General features: G+C 59.3%; 18 protein-coding genes and 2 tRNA genes. 7 read left to right on the forward strand and 13 right to left on the reverse strand.

Going from position 1 to position 15,968, the window contains the following annotated elements:
- Positions 1-12: 12 nt before the first annotated feature.
- The 4 genes from EGH24_RS06465 to EGH24_RS06480 all read right to left on the reverse strand — a co-directional run bounded on the left by EGH24_RS06465 (position 13) and on the right by EGH24_RS06480 (position 1,646).
- Positions 13-813: a translation initiation factor IF-2 subunit alpha gene (locus EGH24_RS06465; protein WP_142979335.1), complete on the reverse strand. Its 801-nt coding sequence runs from the start codon at positions 811-813 to the stop codon at positions 13-15.
- Positions 814-834: 21 nt separating this feature from the next.
- The gene (locus EGH24_RS06470; protein ID WP_142979336.1) at positions 835-1,008 is read right to left on the reverse strand and encodes a 30S ribosomal protein S27e; all 174 of its coding nucleotides are present in this window, start codon (positions 1,006-1,008) and stop codon (positions 835-837) included.
- Positions 1,008-1,292 (reverse strand): 50S ribosomal protein L44e, encoded by a 285-nt coding sequence (locus EGH24_RS06475; protein WP_142979337.1) that lies wholly within the window; start codon positions 1,290-1,292, stop codon positions 1,008-1,010. Before EGH24_RS06475 ends, EGH24_RS06470 begins: the two co-directional genes overlap by 1 nt.
- 120 nt (positions 1,293-1,412) lie before the next feature.
- On the reverse strand, positions 1,413-1,646 hold the full coding sequence (locus tag EGH24_RS06480; protein ID WP_142979338.1) for an antitoxin VapB family protein: 234 nt from the start codon (positions 1,644-1,646) through the stop codon (positions 1,413-1,415).
- A 173-nt stretch (positions 1,647-1,819) separates the two neighbouring features.
- Here EGH24_RS06480 and EGH24_RS06485 point away from each other — a divergent pair, with 173 nt between their 5' ends.
- Positions 1,820-2,131 (forward strand): DUF433 domain-containing protein, encoded by a 312-nt coding sequence (locus EGH24_RS06485; RefSeq protein WP_142979339.1) that lies wholly within the window; start codon positions 1,820-1,822, stop codon positions 2,129-2,131.
- Positions 2,132-2,168: 37 nt separating this feature from the next.
- On the opposite strand, the gene EGH24_RS06490 is transcribed toward EGH24_RS06485, so the two are convergent.
- Positions 2,169-6,086, reverse strand: coding sequence for an Eco57I restriction-modification methylase domain-containing protein (locus tag EGH24_RS06490; RefSeq protein ID WP_142979340.1), 3,918 nt, complete (start codon positions 6,084-6,086; stop codon positions 2,169-2,171).
- A gap of 197 nt (positions 6,087-6,283) precedes the next feature.
- On the opposite strand from EGH24_RS06490, the gene EGH24_RS15275 reads away from it, so the two are divergent.
- Positions 6,284-6,529 (forward strand): glutaredoxin family protein, encoded by a 246-nt coding sequence (locus EGH24_RS15275; protein ID WP_185903251.1) that lies wholly within the window; start codon positions 6,284-6,286, stop codon positions 6,527-6,529.
- Between the two features lie 332 nt (positions 6,530-6,861).
- Here the strand turns inward: EGH24_RS15275 and EGH24_RS06500 are convergent.
- The 3 genes from EGH24_RS06500 to EGH24_RS06510 form a co-directional block, all read right to left on the reverse strand.
- Positions 6,862-6,932, reverse strand: a tRNA-Gly gene (locus tag EGH24_RS06500).
- Between the two features lie 50 nt (positions 6,933-6,982).
- Positions 6,983-8,020: an NAD(P)/FAD-dependent oxidoreductase gene (locus EGH24_RS06505; protein ID WP_142979342.1), complete on the reverse strand. Its 1,038-nt coding sequence runs from the start codon at positions 8,018-8,020 to the stop codon at positions 6,983-6,985.
- 79 nt (positions 8,021-8,099) lie between these two features.
- Positions 8,100-8,798, reverse strand: coding sequence for a class I SAM-dependent methyltransferase (locus EGH24_RS06510; RefSeq protein WP_142979343.1), 699 nt, complete (start codon positions 8,796-8,798; stop codon positions 8,100-8,102).
- Between the two features lie 249 nt (positions 8,799-9,047).
- Between EGH24_RS06510 and EGH24_RS06515 the strand changes: the two genes are divergently transcribed.
- Both EGH24_RS06515 and EGH24_RS06520 read left to right on the forward strand, forming a co-directional pair.
- Positions 9,048-9,446: a PAS domain-containing protein gene (locus tag EGH24_RS06515; RefSeq protein ID WP_185903252.1), complete on the forward strand. Its 399-nt coding sequence runs from the start codon at positions 9,048-9,050 to the stop codon at positions 9,444-9,446.
- Between the two features lie 99 nt (positions 9,447-9,545).
- Positions 9,546-10,625 carry an NAD(P)/FAD-dependent oxidoreductase gene (locus EGH24_RS06520; RefSeq protein ID WP_142979345.1) on the forward strand — a complete coding sequence of 360 codons (1,080 nt, stop codon included), beginning with the start codon at positions 9,546-9,548 and terminating at the stop codon, positions 10,623-10,625.
- A 12-nt stretch (positions 10,626-10,637) separates the two neighbouring features.
- Here the strand turns inward: EGH24_RS06520 and surE are convergent, their stop codons facing one another.
- Positions 10,638-11,453 carry a 5'/3'-nucleotidase SurE gene (gene surE / locus EGH24_RS06525; protein WP_142979346.1) on the reverse strand — a complete coding sequence of 272 codons (816 nt, stop codon included), beginning with the start codon at positions 11,451-11,453 and terminating at the stop codon, positions 10,638-10,640.
- Positions 11,454-11,530: 77 nt separating this feature from the next.
- Here surE and EGH24_RS06530 point away from each other — a divergent pair, with 77 nt between their 5' ends.
- Positions 11,531-11,890 (forward strand): DUF5798 family protein, encoded by a 360-nt coding sequence (locus tag EGH24_RS06530; RefSeq protein ID WP_142979347.1) that lies wholly within the window; start codon positions 11,531-11,533, stop codon positions 11,888-11,890.
- A gap of 35 nt (positions 11,891-11,925) precedes the next feature.
- On the opposite strand, the gene EGH24_RS06535 is transcribed toward EGH24_RS06530, so the two are convergent.
- Both EGH24_RS06535 and EGH24_RS06540 read right to left on the reverse strand, forming a co-directional pair.
- Entirely contained in the window at positions 11,926-12,351 is a 426-nt protein-coding gene (locus EGH24_RS06535) for a CoA-binding protein (protein ID WP_142979348.1), read from the reverse strand.
- A gap of 57 nt (positions 12,352-12,408) precedes the next feature.
- Positions 12,409-13,257 (reverse strand): geranylgeranylglycerol-phosphate geranylgeranyltransferase, encoded by an 849-nt coding sequence (locus EGH24_RS06540; RefSeq protein ID WP_142979349.1) that lies wholly within the window; start codon positions 13,255-13,257, stop codon positions 12,409-12,411.
- Positions 13,258-13,375: 118 nt separating this feature from the next.
- Here EGH24_RS06540 and EGH24_RS06545 point away from each other — a divergent pair.
- Together EGH24_RS06545 and EGH24_RS06550 are read left to right on the forward strand one after the other, a co-directional pair.
- A tRNA-Arg gene (locus EGH24_RS06545) sits at positions 13,376-13,450 on the forward strand.
- Between the two features lie 448 nt (positions 13,451-13,898).
- Positions 13,899-14,921 carry a PAS domain-containing sensor histidine kinase gene (locus tag EGH24_RS06550; RefSeq protein ID WP_142979350.1) on the forward strand — a complete coding sequence of 341 codons (1,023 nt, stop codon included), beginning with the start codon at positions 13,899-13,901 and terminating at the stop codon, positions 14,919-14,921.
- Positions 14,922-15,044: 123 nt separating this feature from the next.
- Here EGH24_RS06550 and EGH24_RS06555 read toward each other — a convergent pair whose 3' ends face one another.
- Complete coding sequence (locus EGH24_RS06555) at positions 15,045-15,524, reverse strand: DUF302 domain-containing protein (protein ID WP_185903253.1); 480 nt, start codon at positions 15,522-15,524, stop codon at positions 15,045-15,047.
- 213 nt (positions 15,525-15,737) lie between these two features.
- Entirely contained in the window at positions 15,738-15,947 is a 210-nt protein-coding gene (locus tag EGH24_RS06560; RefSeq protein WP_142979352.1) for a hypothetical protein, read from the reverse strand.
- Positions 15,948-15,968 lie beyond the last annotated feature (21 nt).

Raw genomic sequence — 15,968 nt, forward strand, 5'->3', positions numbered from 1 at the left:
GATCGAGGCGTATTACTCGTCGTCTTCGCGTCGCTCGCGGTGGTACTCGCCCTCGCCGCCGGCGGCTTCGATCGCCTCGGTCGCGCGGGCGGCACTCGCTTCGAGTTCGGCCTCGGCAGTTTTGTAGTCCGGGGCCTGCACTTTGATGCGGTATTCAGGCGCGCCGACGTAGGTGACTTCGAGTTCGACCTCTGGGGGTACCTCGCCGTTACCTTCGGCCGCTTGGAGGGCTTCTTTCACGTCGTCGACGCCGTCGGGGGTCGGACAGCGTAGATCGACGTAGCCCGTGACGGTGACGAACGGAACCGAGACGTTTTCGCGGGCGGTCTGGACGATGGCGTCAACGTGGTCCTCGGCGAGGTCGGTGTCGTCGAGGGCATCGGTGCCGTGGATCGCCGCCTGCTCGAAGGCCTCATAGAGCGTTTCGTACTCGGCCAGCAGGCCGTTGGCGACGGTGGTGTAGGTGTCGTCGTCGACGTCCTCGCCGAGGGCGAGCTCCATCCAGTTGTCGGCCTTCTGTTGGTTTTTCCACGCCTGAATGGTGTCCTTGCGCTGGTGTTCGTTGACGTCCTTGATCGAGAGATCGATCTGTTGAGAGTCCTCATCGACATCGAGGACTTTGGCGACGACGGTCTGGCCCTCTTGGACGTGATCGCGGACGTTTTTGATCCAGCCGCTGGCGACCTCGCTGATGTGGGATAGCCCGCGTTTGTCCTCGTACTCGTCGAGATCGACGAACACGCCGAAATCAGCGATCTCGTCGACCTCGCCGACGACGAGCTCGCCGACCTCGGGGTAGCCACTGTATTTCATGCTGACCACCTCACAGGGGGCCTACCGTGCCTCGACGGTCTCGACGATTTCGTGCTCGATCGTGGCTTTGCCGCCGGTCGGCGTCGCCAGCGTGGTGCCGCAGACCGCACAGTTGACGACCGTCGCGGTCTTCTCGAAGACGGTCTGTTCGTTGCCGCAGTCGCTGCATTCGACGGTGACGAAGTTTCCGGTCATTATTCTTGGAAGGTGAGTCGGCCGGCGCGCCATCCCNCGCGGANGTGAGCCTTNCCACAGTCNNNNCAGCGGTACNTGAGGTTNGTCTTCTTCGTCGGCTTGTCGCCACCGGGNACNTTCGAGAACTTCCCGGCGTTGCCGATGGTAGAGGTCTGGCGGTCGCGCTGGCGGTCCTGGACCTTTTTCATGCCGGTCGAGCGACCGGAGCGAACCTTCTCGACCTCGTGTTCGTGGTGAGCGTCACAGTGCGGACAGTACGTATTCATCCGGCGTGGCATTTCCATGGTGTAATCTCCTTGGCGTCGCTTTGCCGTGAGTATATAAAACGCGTTTGGTTCGCGGACGGTAGGACGTGCTGTGAGAGCCTGCCCGAATAGCTTTGATCGGTGAAAGAAACGTCCGGGTCAGCTATTCGGGCCGAGTTCGTCGTTCATCGCGTCGTGGATTTGCTCCGCCTCGGCTCCGGCATCGCTTCCCTCCCACAGCCCGGCACCCTCACGAATGGCTTCCCGGCGGCGTTCGATGCGGTCCTCGATCAGCCGTTCGATGGTCTCGCTGTAGCTCTCGTCGGGCTGTTGTTCCGCTTCGAGTGCCGCTTTTACCTCGGTTGACACCCGAATCCGTTCCGTCGCATCCATAGCTGCTACCGTACTGTTGTCACTGTGGACAGTAGTATCATACGCCGTAGCGCGGATTCCTGAGTGCTCAAATAGGTCCTGGCGAACGAAACGAATCCTCACAACAAGGGTTCCATGCCACCGAAGCAGATTTTGAACAAAGAGTAAAGTGCAGCCACTGTGTAATCCCATCTATGGCAGTAGAACAGCCCGCAACCAAGGAATGGATCACGAGTTCGCCGACCGTCATCGACGGGAAGCCGCGTGTGAAGGGCACGCGCATCGGAGTTCACTTTCTGGCGACACAGGTCACAGAGCGTGACCGGTCGGCGAGCGGGGTGGCCGACCGCTTCGACATTCCGGAAGCGGCTGTCGAGGCAGCCGTGGAGTATTATCGGAGCCACCCTGAGATGATGGCATCCATCGAACGGCGGCGCGAGGGGCTGCTCGAAGAGGCCGAACGAAACTCCGCCGTTCCGACCACGCCCGAAGAGTTAGCAGCGTAGCTACTGACTCCCGAGTTCGATAGCAGTTTTCGACCGATTAGAACACTTCCAGATACTCCTCCACGACTTCGCGCTCCTCGGGCGTCAGCTCGAAGAGGTCGTAGACGGCCTGGTCGATCTCGGCTTCAAGGTCCTCGATACTCGTGTCGGCGACCGTCTCGCGGTCGTCGGCCAGCGTCGCCAGCAGCGCGGTGACACCGTCGTCGCTGCGGGGAATCGGAATCGTCGTCTCCGCGCCGCTTTTGACGTTCCGGCCGTCGACGGCCGCGCGGACGTACTCGGCGCGTTGCTTCCGGGCCTGGCGGTCGTCGGCGTACATCGCCGGGTCGGAAATCGTATCCGACCGCCCGGCCTGGACCGTGAACTCGCCCTCAACGTCGCCCTGTACCTCGGCGTCGACCGGGTAGCGGCGGGTCTGCCACTCGTAGGTGATGTATTCGAGTTCGCCGTCGTACTCGCCGAGGTAGGCTTCCGGGAAGCGGTCGACTTTGCTTTCAAGATCGATTGTAGAAATAATCTCACTAAGCGACTGATTTATTTTGTCGAACTCAACATCATCTCGGCTGGTAAGACATGGTACTTTTTCGACATACTGAGCAATGTATTCATAATAGCCGCCAGCTTTGATATTAGCAATATGTTTGAAGTAGAAATCTAACGGATTTGAATTTAGCTGACACAATACTTGGTTAGTGATATCTCTATATTCTTCTTCAAGAAGGACACCATAGGCAGTTGTGAAATACCACACGCCATCTGGGTCTGCCATATAGGTCGCTTCTTCGGCGATATGTGCTTGAACAATTTTTGGATTCTCAAATTTAGTTAAATTTTTGTCGTATATGTATCCATACCAATCTTCATCTCCCTCTTTTCGACCTCTTTCTCGTGCTTCCAGCCCTTCCTTGTGAGATAAGAAAAACTCCCATGTGAGAGGCAAATCTTCTTTCAACTGCTTCTTTGAATAGAGATTCGCCTTCGTCACGTTCCCATCGCTGTCCTTCTCAACAAGATATGGATGGATAAGATGTAGTCCAGACCAATTTGCGTTCCACCGCTCGATATCATCTCCTTTCAAAAACGGACGAAGAAGATCCGTCTCAATTTCAAATTGTTCTGAGCCACCTGTTGGAACAACAGTGACGGTATCGCCCTTATCATCAGGATGTATCCTGTCTGCATCTAACAATTCTACGACATAAATCCCGTTAGCACTAGTTGATGTTGCATGGAAAACAGATTCAGTTACTTCACCGATTCTCTTATCACCTTTATTTTCTAACTTTTTGAATATATCAAGCTCTTTTGGTGGCATTAGAGCCCAGAAATCACTGCTAAGTTCACTCTGAGGGAAATCAAATACATCGATATATTCATCACTATATCCTGGTTCATTCCTGCGGTTACGAACGGCCTCAACTATTTCGTCATCAAGTTCACGGCCAGTATCCTCGTCTACACTTGATTTTACCCGAACGCAACGTATGTCGTTGGACTCTCTGTTATTTTTATTGGACTCCGACTCGGCTATCACTATTGCCGGGTAATTAGTTGCATCTTCGAAAACACCGGAATCTCTAAAGTCATAGATCTCGTTGACATTTGTCGAATCGAGTAAGATTTCTCGGAGATCAGATGCATACTCCGTTGTCATAAATTGATTCGGCGTAATATATCCCAATCTCCCAGAATCAGTTGTTAGCCAGTCTAGACCTCGTTCATAAAATGGACAGTAGAGATCAAATTGACCGACAGCAGAATCATATAATTCTCGGATATATTTCTTTTGTCGATCTGGCTGGTTCTTGATGCTCACGTACGGCGGATTACCGACCACGTAGTCGTACTCCATGTAGTTCTTGACGACCAGCGCGAGGACGGTATCCTCGAACATCTTGAACAGCCGGCCGTCGTTGTGCTCCTCTTTGAGATACCGCACGTTCTCCAGCATGTCGTCGACGTAGGGCGCGAAAAACTCCTCCACGCCGTCGTACTGCTGGTCGGTGTGGTGATTGATCCGCTCCTCTAAGCCGCTCTGGTAGGTCCAGTCGAACTCGTCGCCGAACTCCTCGGCGATAGCCATGTGGTCTTTGACCGTATCCAACACGCCCTGGAGCGCGGCGAAATACTCCCCGAAGTTGCCGACGCCTGTCTCCAGCTGGATCGTATCGAACAGCGGCATCCGCACCCGGCGAACGAGAAAGCCGTCCTCGGTTTCGTCGACCTCGCTCTCGTCGACTTCGACTGGCAGCGGCACCGGAATCCGCACGTCCTGCTCGTCTTCGGTCATCGCGTCGAAGGTCATCTGCCGACTGCCGTCGTCGCCGATATCCGCGCCGGTCAACTCGCGTTCGTTCCGCAGCGTGTCAGTGCGGTAGATCGGCAGCCGGCGGATCGTGTACTCCGGATGGGCCTGTTTGGCCTCCCGATAAGCCGGCAGAATAGCGACGACGAAGCGAATTTGGGCCATCAGGACGGCAAAGGGGTGGATATCGAGGCCGACGACGCGGGGCCGCGTACAGAGGTCCTGGAGGTGGTCCTTCCAGTCGGGGTCGTCCTCGTAGCGGCGCACGTCGTCGAGATACCGCTCGACGGCCTCGACGAGGAAGGTGCCGGAGCCACAGGCCGGGTCGATCAGCCGCTCGCCGGAGACGCCGCGGTCGTAGCCGACGCCGTCCATGATGTAGTCGATCACCGGCTGCGGCGTGTAGAACTCGCCGAGGGCCTTCCGCGTCTCGGGGTCGAAATACCGCTGGTAGAGGTCGCCGAGCAGGTCGCCCTCGACATCGCCGAAATCGAACCGCAGGACGTTGAAAAACACCTCCGCGACCGCGCGGCTGAACCGGTTCCGCGTGGCCTCGCTGATCCGCTCGACGCTGTCGGTGCCCTCGGCGACTGACGTGAACTGACTGACGCCGGTGTCGTGCTGTGTGGTGAGCTGTTCGGCGTAGCCGTCAGTCCACCAGACGAAGATATCGTCCTGAAACAGGCCCTCGACGAGTTGGTCCTGCATGTCGTTGATGAGGTTGTCGGCGGCGACCGGGAACGCATCGAGGTTGATCGTCTGGCCGAACCCTTCCAGCCCGCTGACGTAGCTGACCATCCCCTGATCCTCGTAGGGCGTCCCCGCGAAGAAATCGTGATCCTCCGTCGCCCTCGCCAACAGCAACCGTGCCATCAGGGCATGGGCACTCTCCAGACAGAACATGAAGTCCCGCAACGACTGATCGCCGTCGATGAACGGCTCCCACGACGCCGGCACCTCGTCGGGCTCGCTTGCGTAGGTCGCCTCCCAGAAATCGTAGGCTCCCTTGACGAACTTCGCTTCGCGCTCGTCGCGGAGTTCTTCCAGCAGATCCATCAACCCAGTTACGAGGTTCGCAAACGGGCTGCCGGTTTCGAGCCGGAAGGTGTCGAAGAAGTGTTCCTGTCCGAGCTCGGCCTCCTCGTCGAGCGGGATCGGATCGAGATCGTCGATAAACTGGTCGACATCGTCCGGGTCAGTCAACTCGAAATCGCGTTTCTGGAGGGCACTTTCGATATCCCGGAGATCGCTGTCGCTGACCGAGCCCATCGAGACGACGACCAGCGGGCTGTCCCGCCCGCGACGGTACAGCCGGAACGATTCCCCGTTGGCGAGGACGCCATATTCCGCCCGCAGATTGTCCATATAGTGAAACAGCTGGTCCTCGTTGTCTGGCAGTGACCGACCCGTCGTTTTGAACTCATATACGGCCGTCACCGCTTCGTTCGTATCCAGCGTGATGTAATCCGGACGGCGGGCGTCCGGGAGCGTGAATTCGCTGCGAATATCGACGCCGGTGCCGTCGTAGCCGAGCGCGTCGTAGAACCCGTTTTCGAGGAACAAGTTCTCGACATCGCGCTCGCTCATGTCGTCGTCGGTAAGGGACCCAATTGTTTCGAAGGCATCGGCAAGAGCGGGCCGGTCAGGCATACGCGTGCCTCTTTGCCCTCGATTCATAAATGTTGACAACGGAGCAATCAGTCGCGTTGGCAACCCGCAGTCGTCACGCATCCGCCTCAAGATATCGAATACAACCAGAATTTGAACGCAGTTTGAGCACTCTTCATGCCGACTCCAGCCGCTCTTTGAAAAATCCCTATCCCGAAGCCAGCCCCACCGTCGCATGCATGCCAGAGTTTACCCTCTACGACCGACCCGACTGCCCGTATTCAAAACGCGTCCGTCGCGTGCTTGACGTGCTGTCGGTCGATCACGAAGAAATCATCGTCCCCGAATCGAAACCCGACCGCGACGAGCTCGAATCGATCACCGGCCAGCGCGGTGTCCCCGTCCTCGTCAGCGACGACCTCCCCGAGGGCCACTTGGCCGATAGCTCCGAGATCGCATCGTACCTCAAGGAGCAGTACAACTAACCGAGTAGTCTCGTAGCCCGAGCAGACACTATTCACGGTATGCAGAAATTCCGGTAGAATGTGCCGGCCGGGATTTGAACCTCACTCGTTTGCTCACTCCGTTCGCGTCACTCGCTGCTTCAAATCCGGCGTGTTACAGACAGCCTCGGACGGAGCGCGAGCGACACAGCGGTCGCTCGCAGTGTTGTCCTCGGCAGGATGTGCCGGCCGGGATTTGAACCGAACCGAGACGGTCCTGCTCGCTCACTTCGTTCGCTGTGCGGGCTGCGACTCGTTGGGTTACAAATCCACGTGGGAATACCTGCGGCTCGCGGAGTTACTCGCCGCAGGAATGTGCCGGCCGGGATTTGAACCCGGGCCATGAGCTTGGAAGGCTCAGGTCCTACCACTAGACCACCGGCACGCACCCCTCACTTTTCGATGGCCCACTAATACCTTACCGGTTCAGCGTCGTCAGTCGTCGGCGAACGCTTCCGCGGCTTCCCGAATATCCGGGGAGACACCGGGCACGTCGGTCTCGCCAACCGGCCCTTCGGCTTCGAGTTCTTCCAGCGATTTCGGGAACGTCCGCAGTTCCTTGTGGATCGAGAGGCCCGCGCGAGCACCCTTGCCCATCGCCACGGGCACCTGATTGTGCCCCTGCGTGATGTCACCGACGGCGTAAACTCCGTCGACGGTCGTCTGGCCGTGGTCGTCGGCGATGACCGTCCCGTCGTCGTTCAGCTCACAGCCGAGCGACGTGGCGAGGCCGGTGTTGTAGTCTGCGCCGTACATGGCGAAGCCGCCGCGATACTCGCGGACGGTGCCGTCCTCGAAGGTGAAGCTTTCGAGCCAGCCGTCCTCGCCCTTCGAGAGGCTCTCGATGTCCTCATGGATCACATCGACCGGGTGACCCTCGACGAGTTTCTGGGTCTCGTCGCTCCACTCGATCTCGTCGCCACGGGTCAGAATATCGACCTCGTCGGTGAAGTTGAGCATGATCATGGCGACGTGGGCCGCGGCCTCGCCGGTCCCCATCACGTACACCGATTCGTCGATGAACATGTAGGCGTCACAGTGCAGACAGTAGTGCAGCCCCTTGCCAGTTCGCGGCAGCGGCGGCTCGGGTCGCTCGTCGGAGAAGCCCATCCCGAGGACGACGCGGTCGGCGACGACATCGGTGTTGTTGCCGCTGAGATGGAATCGGCCGTCGTCGTCGCGCTCGATCTCCTCGACGAAATCCCGGATCACGTCGCCACCGTAGGATTTCACTTGGTCGGTTGCCGTCTGCAGGAATTCGTTGCCAGAAATCTCCTCCGGCACGCCGATGACGTTGTGCGTATCGAGCATCATCGCCGCGCGGCCCCCGCCGCGGTCGATGACGACCGTATCGTGGCTCAGTCGTGTCGTGTACAGTGCGGCCGAAAGCCCGGCCGGTCCACCGCCGATAACAGCGACCTCGTACTCCTGTTCGTCGGTCCCCCCTGCCGACTCGCCGTCTGTCTCACTCATGTACCCATCTGTAGTATCGCCCGATATATAACTCCACATCAGTTGTGCGCGACGGTCACAATCCGTCACCCCGGTAAATTCACTGCTCAGTCGCAGCCGGCGCGACGACAGCGTAGCAGTTACCGCTCGATACCTCCATCGAGACACACCTGATCGCTGAGACGACCGACAACTCAGCGCGGAACGAATCCGGGTCGTAGATGTGGTAGAACCGATCGACGCGCTCGCCGCCCGGGAGCGTCCATTCGACAGTCGTGTCGAAGGCGGCGTCGGCGTCGAACCGATCGTGGGCCGTGCTCCACGCCGAGACGAGCGCGCGGCCGTCTGGCTTCAACACGCGCCCGACTTCTGCGAGACTCGCCCGCCGCGTTGCTGCCGGCCGGAGGTGATGCAGCGTTGCCACATAGACGATTTGCGAGAACGTATTGTCGGCGAACGGAAGGCGGGCCGCATCCCCGTGGACGAAATCAGCCGCGAAACCGCGCTCCTGTCGGCGATTGCGGGCCTCGGTCAGCAGTCCGCTGCTCACGTCGAGGCCGACGACCGCCGCACCGTTGTCGGCCAGCAGTTCGGTATGTCGGCCGTTGCCGCAGCCGAGGTCGAGCGCGCGGCCGAGCGAGCCGCGATCGACTTCGTCGGCGACGAAGGATTCGACCTCGGGCCACGCGTACTCCCGGGTCTGGGCGAAGTGTTCGGCGATCCGGTCGTAGACGGCCTGCACGTCGTCGGCAGCGCGGTCGGCCACCGGTCTCGGCGGCGACTCCGACTCGTCGGTCATTGGCGTGGCTTTCGGAGACGTGAACCTAAACCCACGTCCTGCGGTTCGATATGTGGGATCAATAAAACATCAAAGTCAAATATCGCATATTTGTTCTAATCTCAACTGCTCTAAAACTTTCATAGTCTTTTAACACTATATAGTGGACAATCATAGTGCAATTTTGCGGAAAACTTATTACTCGCTATCGAGTAGTGATTCATGCAGTGGAACCACGCTACGAATCATCCCCGCTGCACGGCCCTCATCATGAACGCAACATCGGATCAGTTCGTCACCCAGTTCGGACAGCTCCTCCACCGCATCGACGACGCCGTCGTCAAGTTCGAAATCGAGGACGGCAAACCGATAATTGTCGACGCCAACCACGCGTTTCGAGACCTCTTCAGCCCCGACATGAAACGCGTGATCGGCCTCCCGCTCAACGACCTCATCGTCCCCGCTGAGCGCGAGGCCGAAGCCAAAGAATTCGACGAGCGGACGGCCGACGGCAAATCCAACGTCGCCTTCGTCAAGCGCGCGGCCGCCGACGGCGAGAAAACGTTCCTCTACCGCGGCATCCCCTACGGCGACTCACAGGGGTTTGCGATCTACACTGATGTGACCGACAAGGTCGACGACCACGACGAGCTACTGGACCTCTTCTAAGCCGCTCCGGCGGGCTCCCAGTGGGTCGGGAGCCCGCGATTTCGGTACGGTACCGTTGCACGCACAATCTACATACGGCCCCTGTTCGTAAACCCAGGTATGTCAGCAGAAACACCTGCGGACGACCACCGGCGACTCGTGATCGCCGGCAGCGGAATCGCCGGGCTGTCGGCGGCGATCTATGCCGCACGATCGAACAACGACCCGCTCGTCTTGGAGGGCGACGAGCCCGGCGGCCAGCTCACGCTGACGACCGATGTCGAGAACTATCCGGGCTTCCCGGAAGGCATCTCCGGGCCTGACCTCATCAACGAGATGAAAACCCAGGCGAAAAAGTTCGGGACGGATATCGAAAACGGCGTCCTCGAAAACGTCGACGTCGAAGGCGAGGGAGCCGACCGCCAGTTCCGGATTACGCTCACCGACGACACGGTCTACACCGCCGACGCCGTGATCGCCGCCTCGGGNGCGAGCGCNCGCACGCTCGGNNTCCCNGGCGANGATGANNTGATGGGNTACGGCCTCTCGACGTGTGCGACCTGCGACGGCGCGTTCTTCCGCGACGAGGAGATGCTCGTCGTCGGGGGCGGCGACGCCGCGATGGAGGAGGCGAACTTCCTCACNAAGTTCGCNTCGACGGTCNACATCGTCCACCGCCGNGAGGAGTTCCGCGCNGAGGACGNGTGGATCGAGCGGGTCATGGAGAAAGTCGACGCCGGCGAAATCGAGATCATGCGCAACACTGAGGTGACCGAACTCCACGGCACCCAAGAGGACGGCATCGACCACGTCACAATGGTCTCCAATCCCGAGGGCCACCCGACGGAGAAACTCGATGACCCTGACACCGAGGAATTCGAGTTCGACGCCGGCGCGGTGTTCTACGCNATCGGCCACACCCCGAACACCGACTANCTNGANGGNANNNGCGTCGANNNCGACGACGAGGGNTATCTCCTNACNGAGGGCGGCCGCGGCGGCGGCCAGACNCNNACGGGNGTNNNGGGNNTNTTCGGCGCNGGCGACGTGGTCGACTTCCACTACCAGCAGGCNGNNACAGCCGCGGGGATGGGTGTGCAGGCCGCACTCGACGCCGACGACTACCTCGACGAACTCGACCGCAAGCAGGCTGCTGCAGCCACGGACTCCGGCGCGGCCGCCGCCGAGTCGGACGACTAACCGAGCACGCGACTATTCTGCATCAACTTCGCTACCCTCCATGTAGCCAGCCGCGATTTCGTCGAGTCTGTCGTGACGCTCTGTCGAGTGCGGTGCGGTCAGCGGTGAGACGCTGATCTCGCCGTCTGCGACCGCGCGGCGGTCGGTACCGACCGGGTCGTCAACGCTGTCGCCGCGCATCTGTTCCCAAATCCCGTCGGTAAGCGTGATGTCGCCGTTCGGATCGCGTTCCGCGTTCATTTCGTACCGGGTTGATGGTCGCGTCACGCGCATCGACAACGGCCCATCGACACCGGGGTTGTCGCCGAACGGAACGTTCACGTTGAGATAGTCGGCCGCATCGAATACGTCGTCAGTAGTGGCCCGTTCGACGAGGTAGGTGGTCGCATCTCGGGCCGTGGCGAAATCAGTCGTCTCGGTCGCCAGCGATGCCCAGTCGTCGCCGCCCTCGATATAGAGCGAGACTGAGATCGCCGGGACGCCGAAAAACGCCGCTTCGACGGCCGCGCTGACGGTGCCGGAGCGACCGAGGACGTACGCACCGAGGTTCGCACCCTTATTGCAGCCCGAGACGACGAGATCGACATCGGGACAGAGCGAGCCGAGACCGGCGATCACGCAGTCGACCGGCGTGCCCCGGACCGCGTAGCCGAACTCGTGGTCAACGAGTTCGACTGACTCCGAATGAGTCCGGCCGACCGCACTTTGATCGTCGGCCGGCGCGACGGCGACGACATCACCGACCGTCGACAGCCCCTCATAGAGCGCACGGAAGCCGACGCTGTCGATCCCGTCGTCGTTCGTCAACAGGATTCGCGGCGCGTCCATACACCCCGTCACGGCGGCAGCACGAAAAACACTCCGTCGACCATAACACACACAAAGCACCATACCGACGCTCCGGTATGGGACTCGGAAGCACCGCGAAAAAGATCCAGACGGTGGCCGACACCGCTGAGAAGATGTATCGCCGACTCAACGCCCTCCGCAAGGAGGTCGAGTCAACCAAGCGGACGGTCGAGGACACCGGCGGCCGAGTCCAGTCGCTCGAAAACGAGATCGCCGAACAGCGTGTCATTCTGGAGGCTATCGGCGAGGAACTCGATGTCGATATCGAAGCCGCGATCGACGACGCCGATCTCGATGTCGCCGCCGATACGACGACCGACGACAGCGAGGAAATTCCGATCGAGGCGGCCGACAGCGACGATGAGTCGGTTGCTGACGACGCCGACGATACCGACAACACCGAGACAGCCAAATAAGCGACGAGCGACGTACGCCTACATCTGCCGCCGAGTTAGTCAGCTATCAGCCGCTGGTGTTCGACTTTCATACACCGGTCTTGGATCGTCGTGAGGCCAGCCACCTCGGCGTCGGCGAGTGCGTCGGCATCGGTGATACCGAGTTGGAGCCAGATAGCCTTGATGTCGCCTTCATCGTCGTGGCGAGCGAGCGTCTCCTCGACGATGCCGGCGACTTCTTCGCTCGGCCGGAACACGTTGACGAGATCGATCTCGGCCTCGACATCGCCGAGTGAGTCGACCGCGGGTTCGCCCAGCACGGTGTCGGCGTAGGGATTGACCGGGTGGATCGTATAGCCATGTCGCTGGAGATAGGCGGGAATCTCGTGGGCGGCCTTGCCAGCGGTCGTCGAACAGCCGACGACGGCAATCGAGTTCATCCCCAGCACGTCGCGGATCGCGTCATCGTCAGTGACTGGCATACAGGAATAATCGAAGTCCCGCGGCAAAGAGGCACCGGCGGTGGCGTCAACACCGACTCAGCCGAGGACGACCGCCGCGCGGCCGACGACGAACGCCGCGGTCGCAAGGAACATCCCACGTTTGAGCCATCGCTGGCTCGCGGTCGGATCACGGAACGAGCGGAGCGCGGCCCACAACATCACCGCGTCGGCGGGCACGACAACGATCAGATAGCTCAGCCCGAAGGTATCGTCGAGATACGGTAGCGCGCTCGCGGCGACAGCGACCGTGATCACGGCGACGCCGACCCACAACGCAGGCTTCCGGCCGACGACGATCGGGAAGGTTCGCAGCCCCTCCTGTCGATCGCCCGTGATATCTTCTACGTCTTTGACGATCTCCCGTGTGAGCGTGGCAACGGCCGCCAGCAGGAACAACACGCCCGCGCCGAGTGGTTCGCCGAGGGCCGCGCCGCCGAAGAGAAACGCACTGCCGGTGAGGTAGGCGACGAGGATGTTGCCGACGAGTGGTCGACCTTTGAACCACTCTGTGTAGGCGATGAGAGCCAAGAGGTTGACGACGGCGATCCCGATAGCGACCAGCGGGAGCGTCAGCGCGGCGACGGTTGCGATGCCGAAGCAAGCGACGCTGACACCGAGCGCGCCGCGGGCGGTGATCGCCCCGCGGGGGATCGGCCGATCGGGTTGGTTGACGGCGTCGATCTCGCGGTCGAAGTAGTCGTTGATCGCGTTGCCGCCGGCCGTCGCGGCGACGGTAGCGAGGACAGCCGCGGCGACGGCGGCCGGCCCGGTAGCGACGCCGCCGGTGACAAACGCGCCGGTAAAGGTGAGCACGCCAGCGGCGACTGCGTTGCCGGGCCGGGCGAGTTCGATCGCGGCCCTGAGCGGGAGTGACACCGACGCCATACGCCTCGGTGATTGGCGGCAGTGAATAAAGGAGGTGGTTCCCGGAGCCGTGTGACCGAGTGGCCTACGATTGGGAGACCGACGCCCTTATTATTCGAGCATCGGAACCAGTGAGTGCGGGCGCTTAGCTCAGCTTGGACAGAGTGCTTGGCTTCGGACCAAGTTGTCGCGGGTTCAAATCCTGCAGCGCCCATCCGATTTTCGAACGATTAAAATCCACTGCCAGCAGCGTCGTCTATCTACACCAACTGATGCGACCACAGTCCAACTGACCGGCGGGATGCAACAGCGACCCGGCTACTAACTCCGCTCTCTCACCTGTGGACTGGCTTTATTCGTAGAGCGGTTGTATGGTACCACATGGAACAGATCATCAAGAACATCGCTGTTGGACTCCTCATGGTGGTTGTCATCGGAGTCATCCTATGGGTTCTACTCACCCAAGTGGTCTGAGAGTGAAGCCGTAACAACGCCTATCGACCAGCGGCAGCCACAGCACCTCCGCAGGTGCCACAGTTGACCCGCCTCGATACGACCGGAATTTCAGCGAAGTGTGAATCCTCACAAATTTACAATTATTCAACTATTTCCCGTGGTATTTAAGATGAATACAAGAGATTTACCCAAACCAAGGGGCGCAGATGACGAACTCTCAGACCAGTTTCGACACGGACGCCGGGCAACTCTTTAGCAATTTGGAGGTCGGGATCACGGTCCATGATCCTGCGACGGGCGAGATGTACTACGCCAATGAGTACGCCGAGGACTTGTATGGATATTCTCAGGAGCAACTCACGACAGTCGACATTGTCGATCTGAGTCCGGATTCCATTTCTCAATCCGAGTTCACCACCCGAATTCAGTCCGCTGCAGATGGGCACCCCCAACGGTTTGAATGGCGGATCAAACAGCCGTCAGGCGACATCATCTGGGTAGAAATGCGGCTTTCTGAACTCACCATCGACGAGCAACCCTATGTCAGTGCCGTCATCCGCGATATCAGCGAGTACAAAATGGAGGTCCGCCATCTCCACCTGCTGAACCGGATCATTAGCCATAATTTCCGGAATGAACTCCAAATCGTCCAAGGCACATTCAATCACGTCCATGAGCCGTCGGACGACAAAATACTGAATCGAATGCGGCGGGCCATCTCCGAGTTAGTTGATCTCACCAACTGGGTAAACGCACTCACCTCGCTGAATAGACAAGAGGACCATACAAAGGCCAATATCAATGACCTGCTGACTGCTCGAATCGACGAATATCGATCCGACTACCCGGCGATCAACTGGACCATTGACTGTGAGAACGTGTACATCGAAGCCGATGAGCCATTACGCAAGGCCTTTGATGAGTTGATCGACAACGCCGTCCGGCACAATTCGCATGAAGATTTAGCAATCACCGTTTCTGCCAAAGAAAACATCGCCGACCAACAGATCGATATCCAAGTTATGGATACCGGCGAACCGATTCCGGAGATGGAAATCCAACCCTTGTTAGACGGCTATGACCCGGATCCACTCAACCATGCGAGACATATCGGGCTATGGGAGGTCCAAACAGTCATCAATAGCCACCACGGGATGCTCACGCTCAAAGAGAACACCCAGGAGCGAAAAGTGATCGAAGTGACATTGCCGTTGGCAGACCCCAAGTGAATTTTTACACACTTCGCTCCGGTCTATGGAGTCAAGACGGCGAGTGAATCAGATCCGTTTGCTGACAAGCGGTTGAGAGCAGAGCCCCGATGCCAATCAAAACCTATCGCAGAAAGTCCACCTTTAGGCCTTCCCGGCTGCTACTGCGGCCAACGTTGACAGTGCGTCCGCTGCCGTCTCCAGTCGTTCGTCTTCCCCAGTGAGATCGTGTCGGTCGGCGAGATACGCAGGATCATTATACGAGACAGTCACGGTTCCGTCATCTGCCTCCATGACGAGTAATTTCATTGGGAGATCGATGGCGAGACTCGGGGCGGATTGCATCAACGGCGTTCCGACATCGGGATTCCCAAACACGAGGACGGTCGTCGGTCGAAGGTCACGATCAACTGTTGCCGCATTGGCTTCGTGGTCGATCTCAGCCATCAGTCTGATCGCGTCCTTTTCCTCAAGGACTTCTTTAACACGCTGTACCGAATCACTCACAGTGGCGTCGCTCTCGAACGTGACGAGTCCCTTCCCCGTCCCGCCGTCGGTAAGCAGTTTCCGAGGATCACTTTCGGTCGCTGTTCCGCAGTCCGAATTGAATGAGGAGTCTGTCATCATCGGGGAGACGTTCGTGAACAAGTTAGTGGCACCGGATGTCCAACCCGTAACGGTAGTTTGAGCGCAGGACGCTTCCTCGGCTTGGTTGGTGCTCTGTTGAACTATATACCTGCAGCGGGTCCCCAGCCCATTGGGCTGCGGCCAATGTGCGTTGAATCCAAAATAGCCCAGAGTTCGCTCACCGATCGAGCAGAATGCTATCCCGTTCTCCTATTCTCGCTTTACTTTTTCTTTGACCGTTTTGAATGCTTTCCACTCCCCGGCAGTGGTTTCACCGAGTGTTGCGCCAACCAAGCCTCCCAGCGCGCCACCAGTACTTGCGGCCTGTCGACTCACAACCCCGCCGAGTCCGGCACCGATTGCGGCACCGATCGCGGCGTACTTCGCTCGGCTGTATATCCGCTGAAGTCTGGATTTCATATGCTACTGTTCGGTAGCTAC

The organism is Halonotius terrestris (assembly GCF_006861665.1).
In the GTDB taxonomy this organism is placed as follows: Archaea; Halobacteriota; Halobacteria; order Halobacteriales; family Haloferacaceae; genus Halonotius; species Halonotius terrestris.

Bases quoted from the DNA above. Each gene is read 5' to 3' on its own strand.
- EGH24_RS06465 (WP_142979335.1), bottom strand. From the start codon at position 813: ATGAAATACAGTGGCTACCCCGAGGTCGGCGAGCTCGTCGTCGGCGAG.
- EGH24_RS06470 (WP_142979336.1), bottom strand. From the start codon at position 1,008: ATGACCGGAAACTTCGTCACCGTCGAATGCAGCGACTGCGGCAACGAA.
- EGH24_RS06480 (WP_142979338.1), bottom strand. From the start codon at position 1,646: ATGGATGCGACGGAACGGATTCGGGTGTCAACCGAGGTAAAAGCGGCA.
- EGH24_RS06485 (WP_142979339.1), top strand. From the start codon at position 1,820: ATGGCAGTAGAACAGCCCGCAACCAAGGAATGGATCACGAGTTCGCCG.
- EGH24_RS06490 (WP_142979340.1), bottom strand. From the start codon at position 6,086: ATGCCTGACCGGCCCGCTCTTGCCGATGCCTTCGAAACAATTGGGTCC.
- EGH24_RS15275 (WP_185903251.1), top strand. From the start codon at position 6,284: ATGCCAGAGTTTACCCTCTACGACCGACCCGACTGCCCGTATTCAAAA.
- EGH24_RS06505 (WP_142979342.1), bottom strand. From the start codon at position 8,020: ATGAGTGAGACAGACGGCGAGTCGGCAGGGGGGACCGACGAACAGGAG.
- EGH24_RS06510 (WP_142979343.1), bottom strand. From the start codon at position 8,798: ATGACCGACGAGTCGGAGTCGCCGCCGAGACCGGTGGCCGACCGCGCT.
- EGH24_RS06515 (WP_185903252.1), top strand. From the start codon at position 9,048: ATGAACGCAACATCGGATCAGTTCGTCACCCAGTTCGGACAGCTCCTC.
- surE (WP_142979346.1), bottom strand. From the start codon at position 11,453: ATGGACGCGCCGCGAATCCTGTTGACGAACGACGACGGGATCGACAGC.
- EGH24_RS06530 (WP_142979347.1), top strand. From the start codon at position 11,531: ATGGGACTCGGAAGCACCGCGAAAAAGATCCAGACGGTGGCCGACACC.
- EGH24_RS06535 (WP_142979348.1), bottom strand. From the start codon at position 12,351: ATGCCAGTCACTGACGATGACGCGATCCGCGACGTGCTGGGGATGAAC.
- EGH24_RS06540 (WP_142979349.1), bottom strand. From the start codon at position 13,257: ATGGCGTCGGTGTCACTCCCGCTCAGGGCCGCGATCGAACTCGCCCGG.
- EGH24_RS06550 (WP_142979350.1), top strand. From the start codon at position 13,899: ATGACGAACTCTCAGACCAGTTTCGACACGGACGCCGGGCAACTCTTT.
- EGH24_RS06555 (WP_185903253.1), bottom strand. From the start codon at position 15,524: ATGACAGACTCCTCATTCAATTCGGACTGCGGAACAGCGACCGAAAGT.
- EGH24_RS06560 (WP_142979352.1), bottom strand. From the start codon at position 15,947: ATGAAATCCAGACTTCAGCGGATATACAGCCGAGCGAAGTACGCCGCG.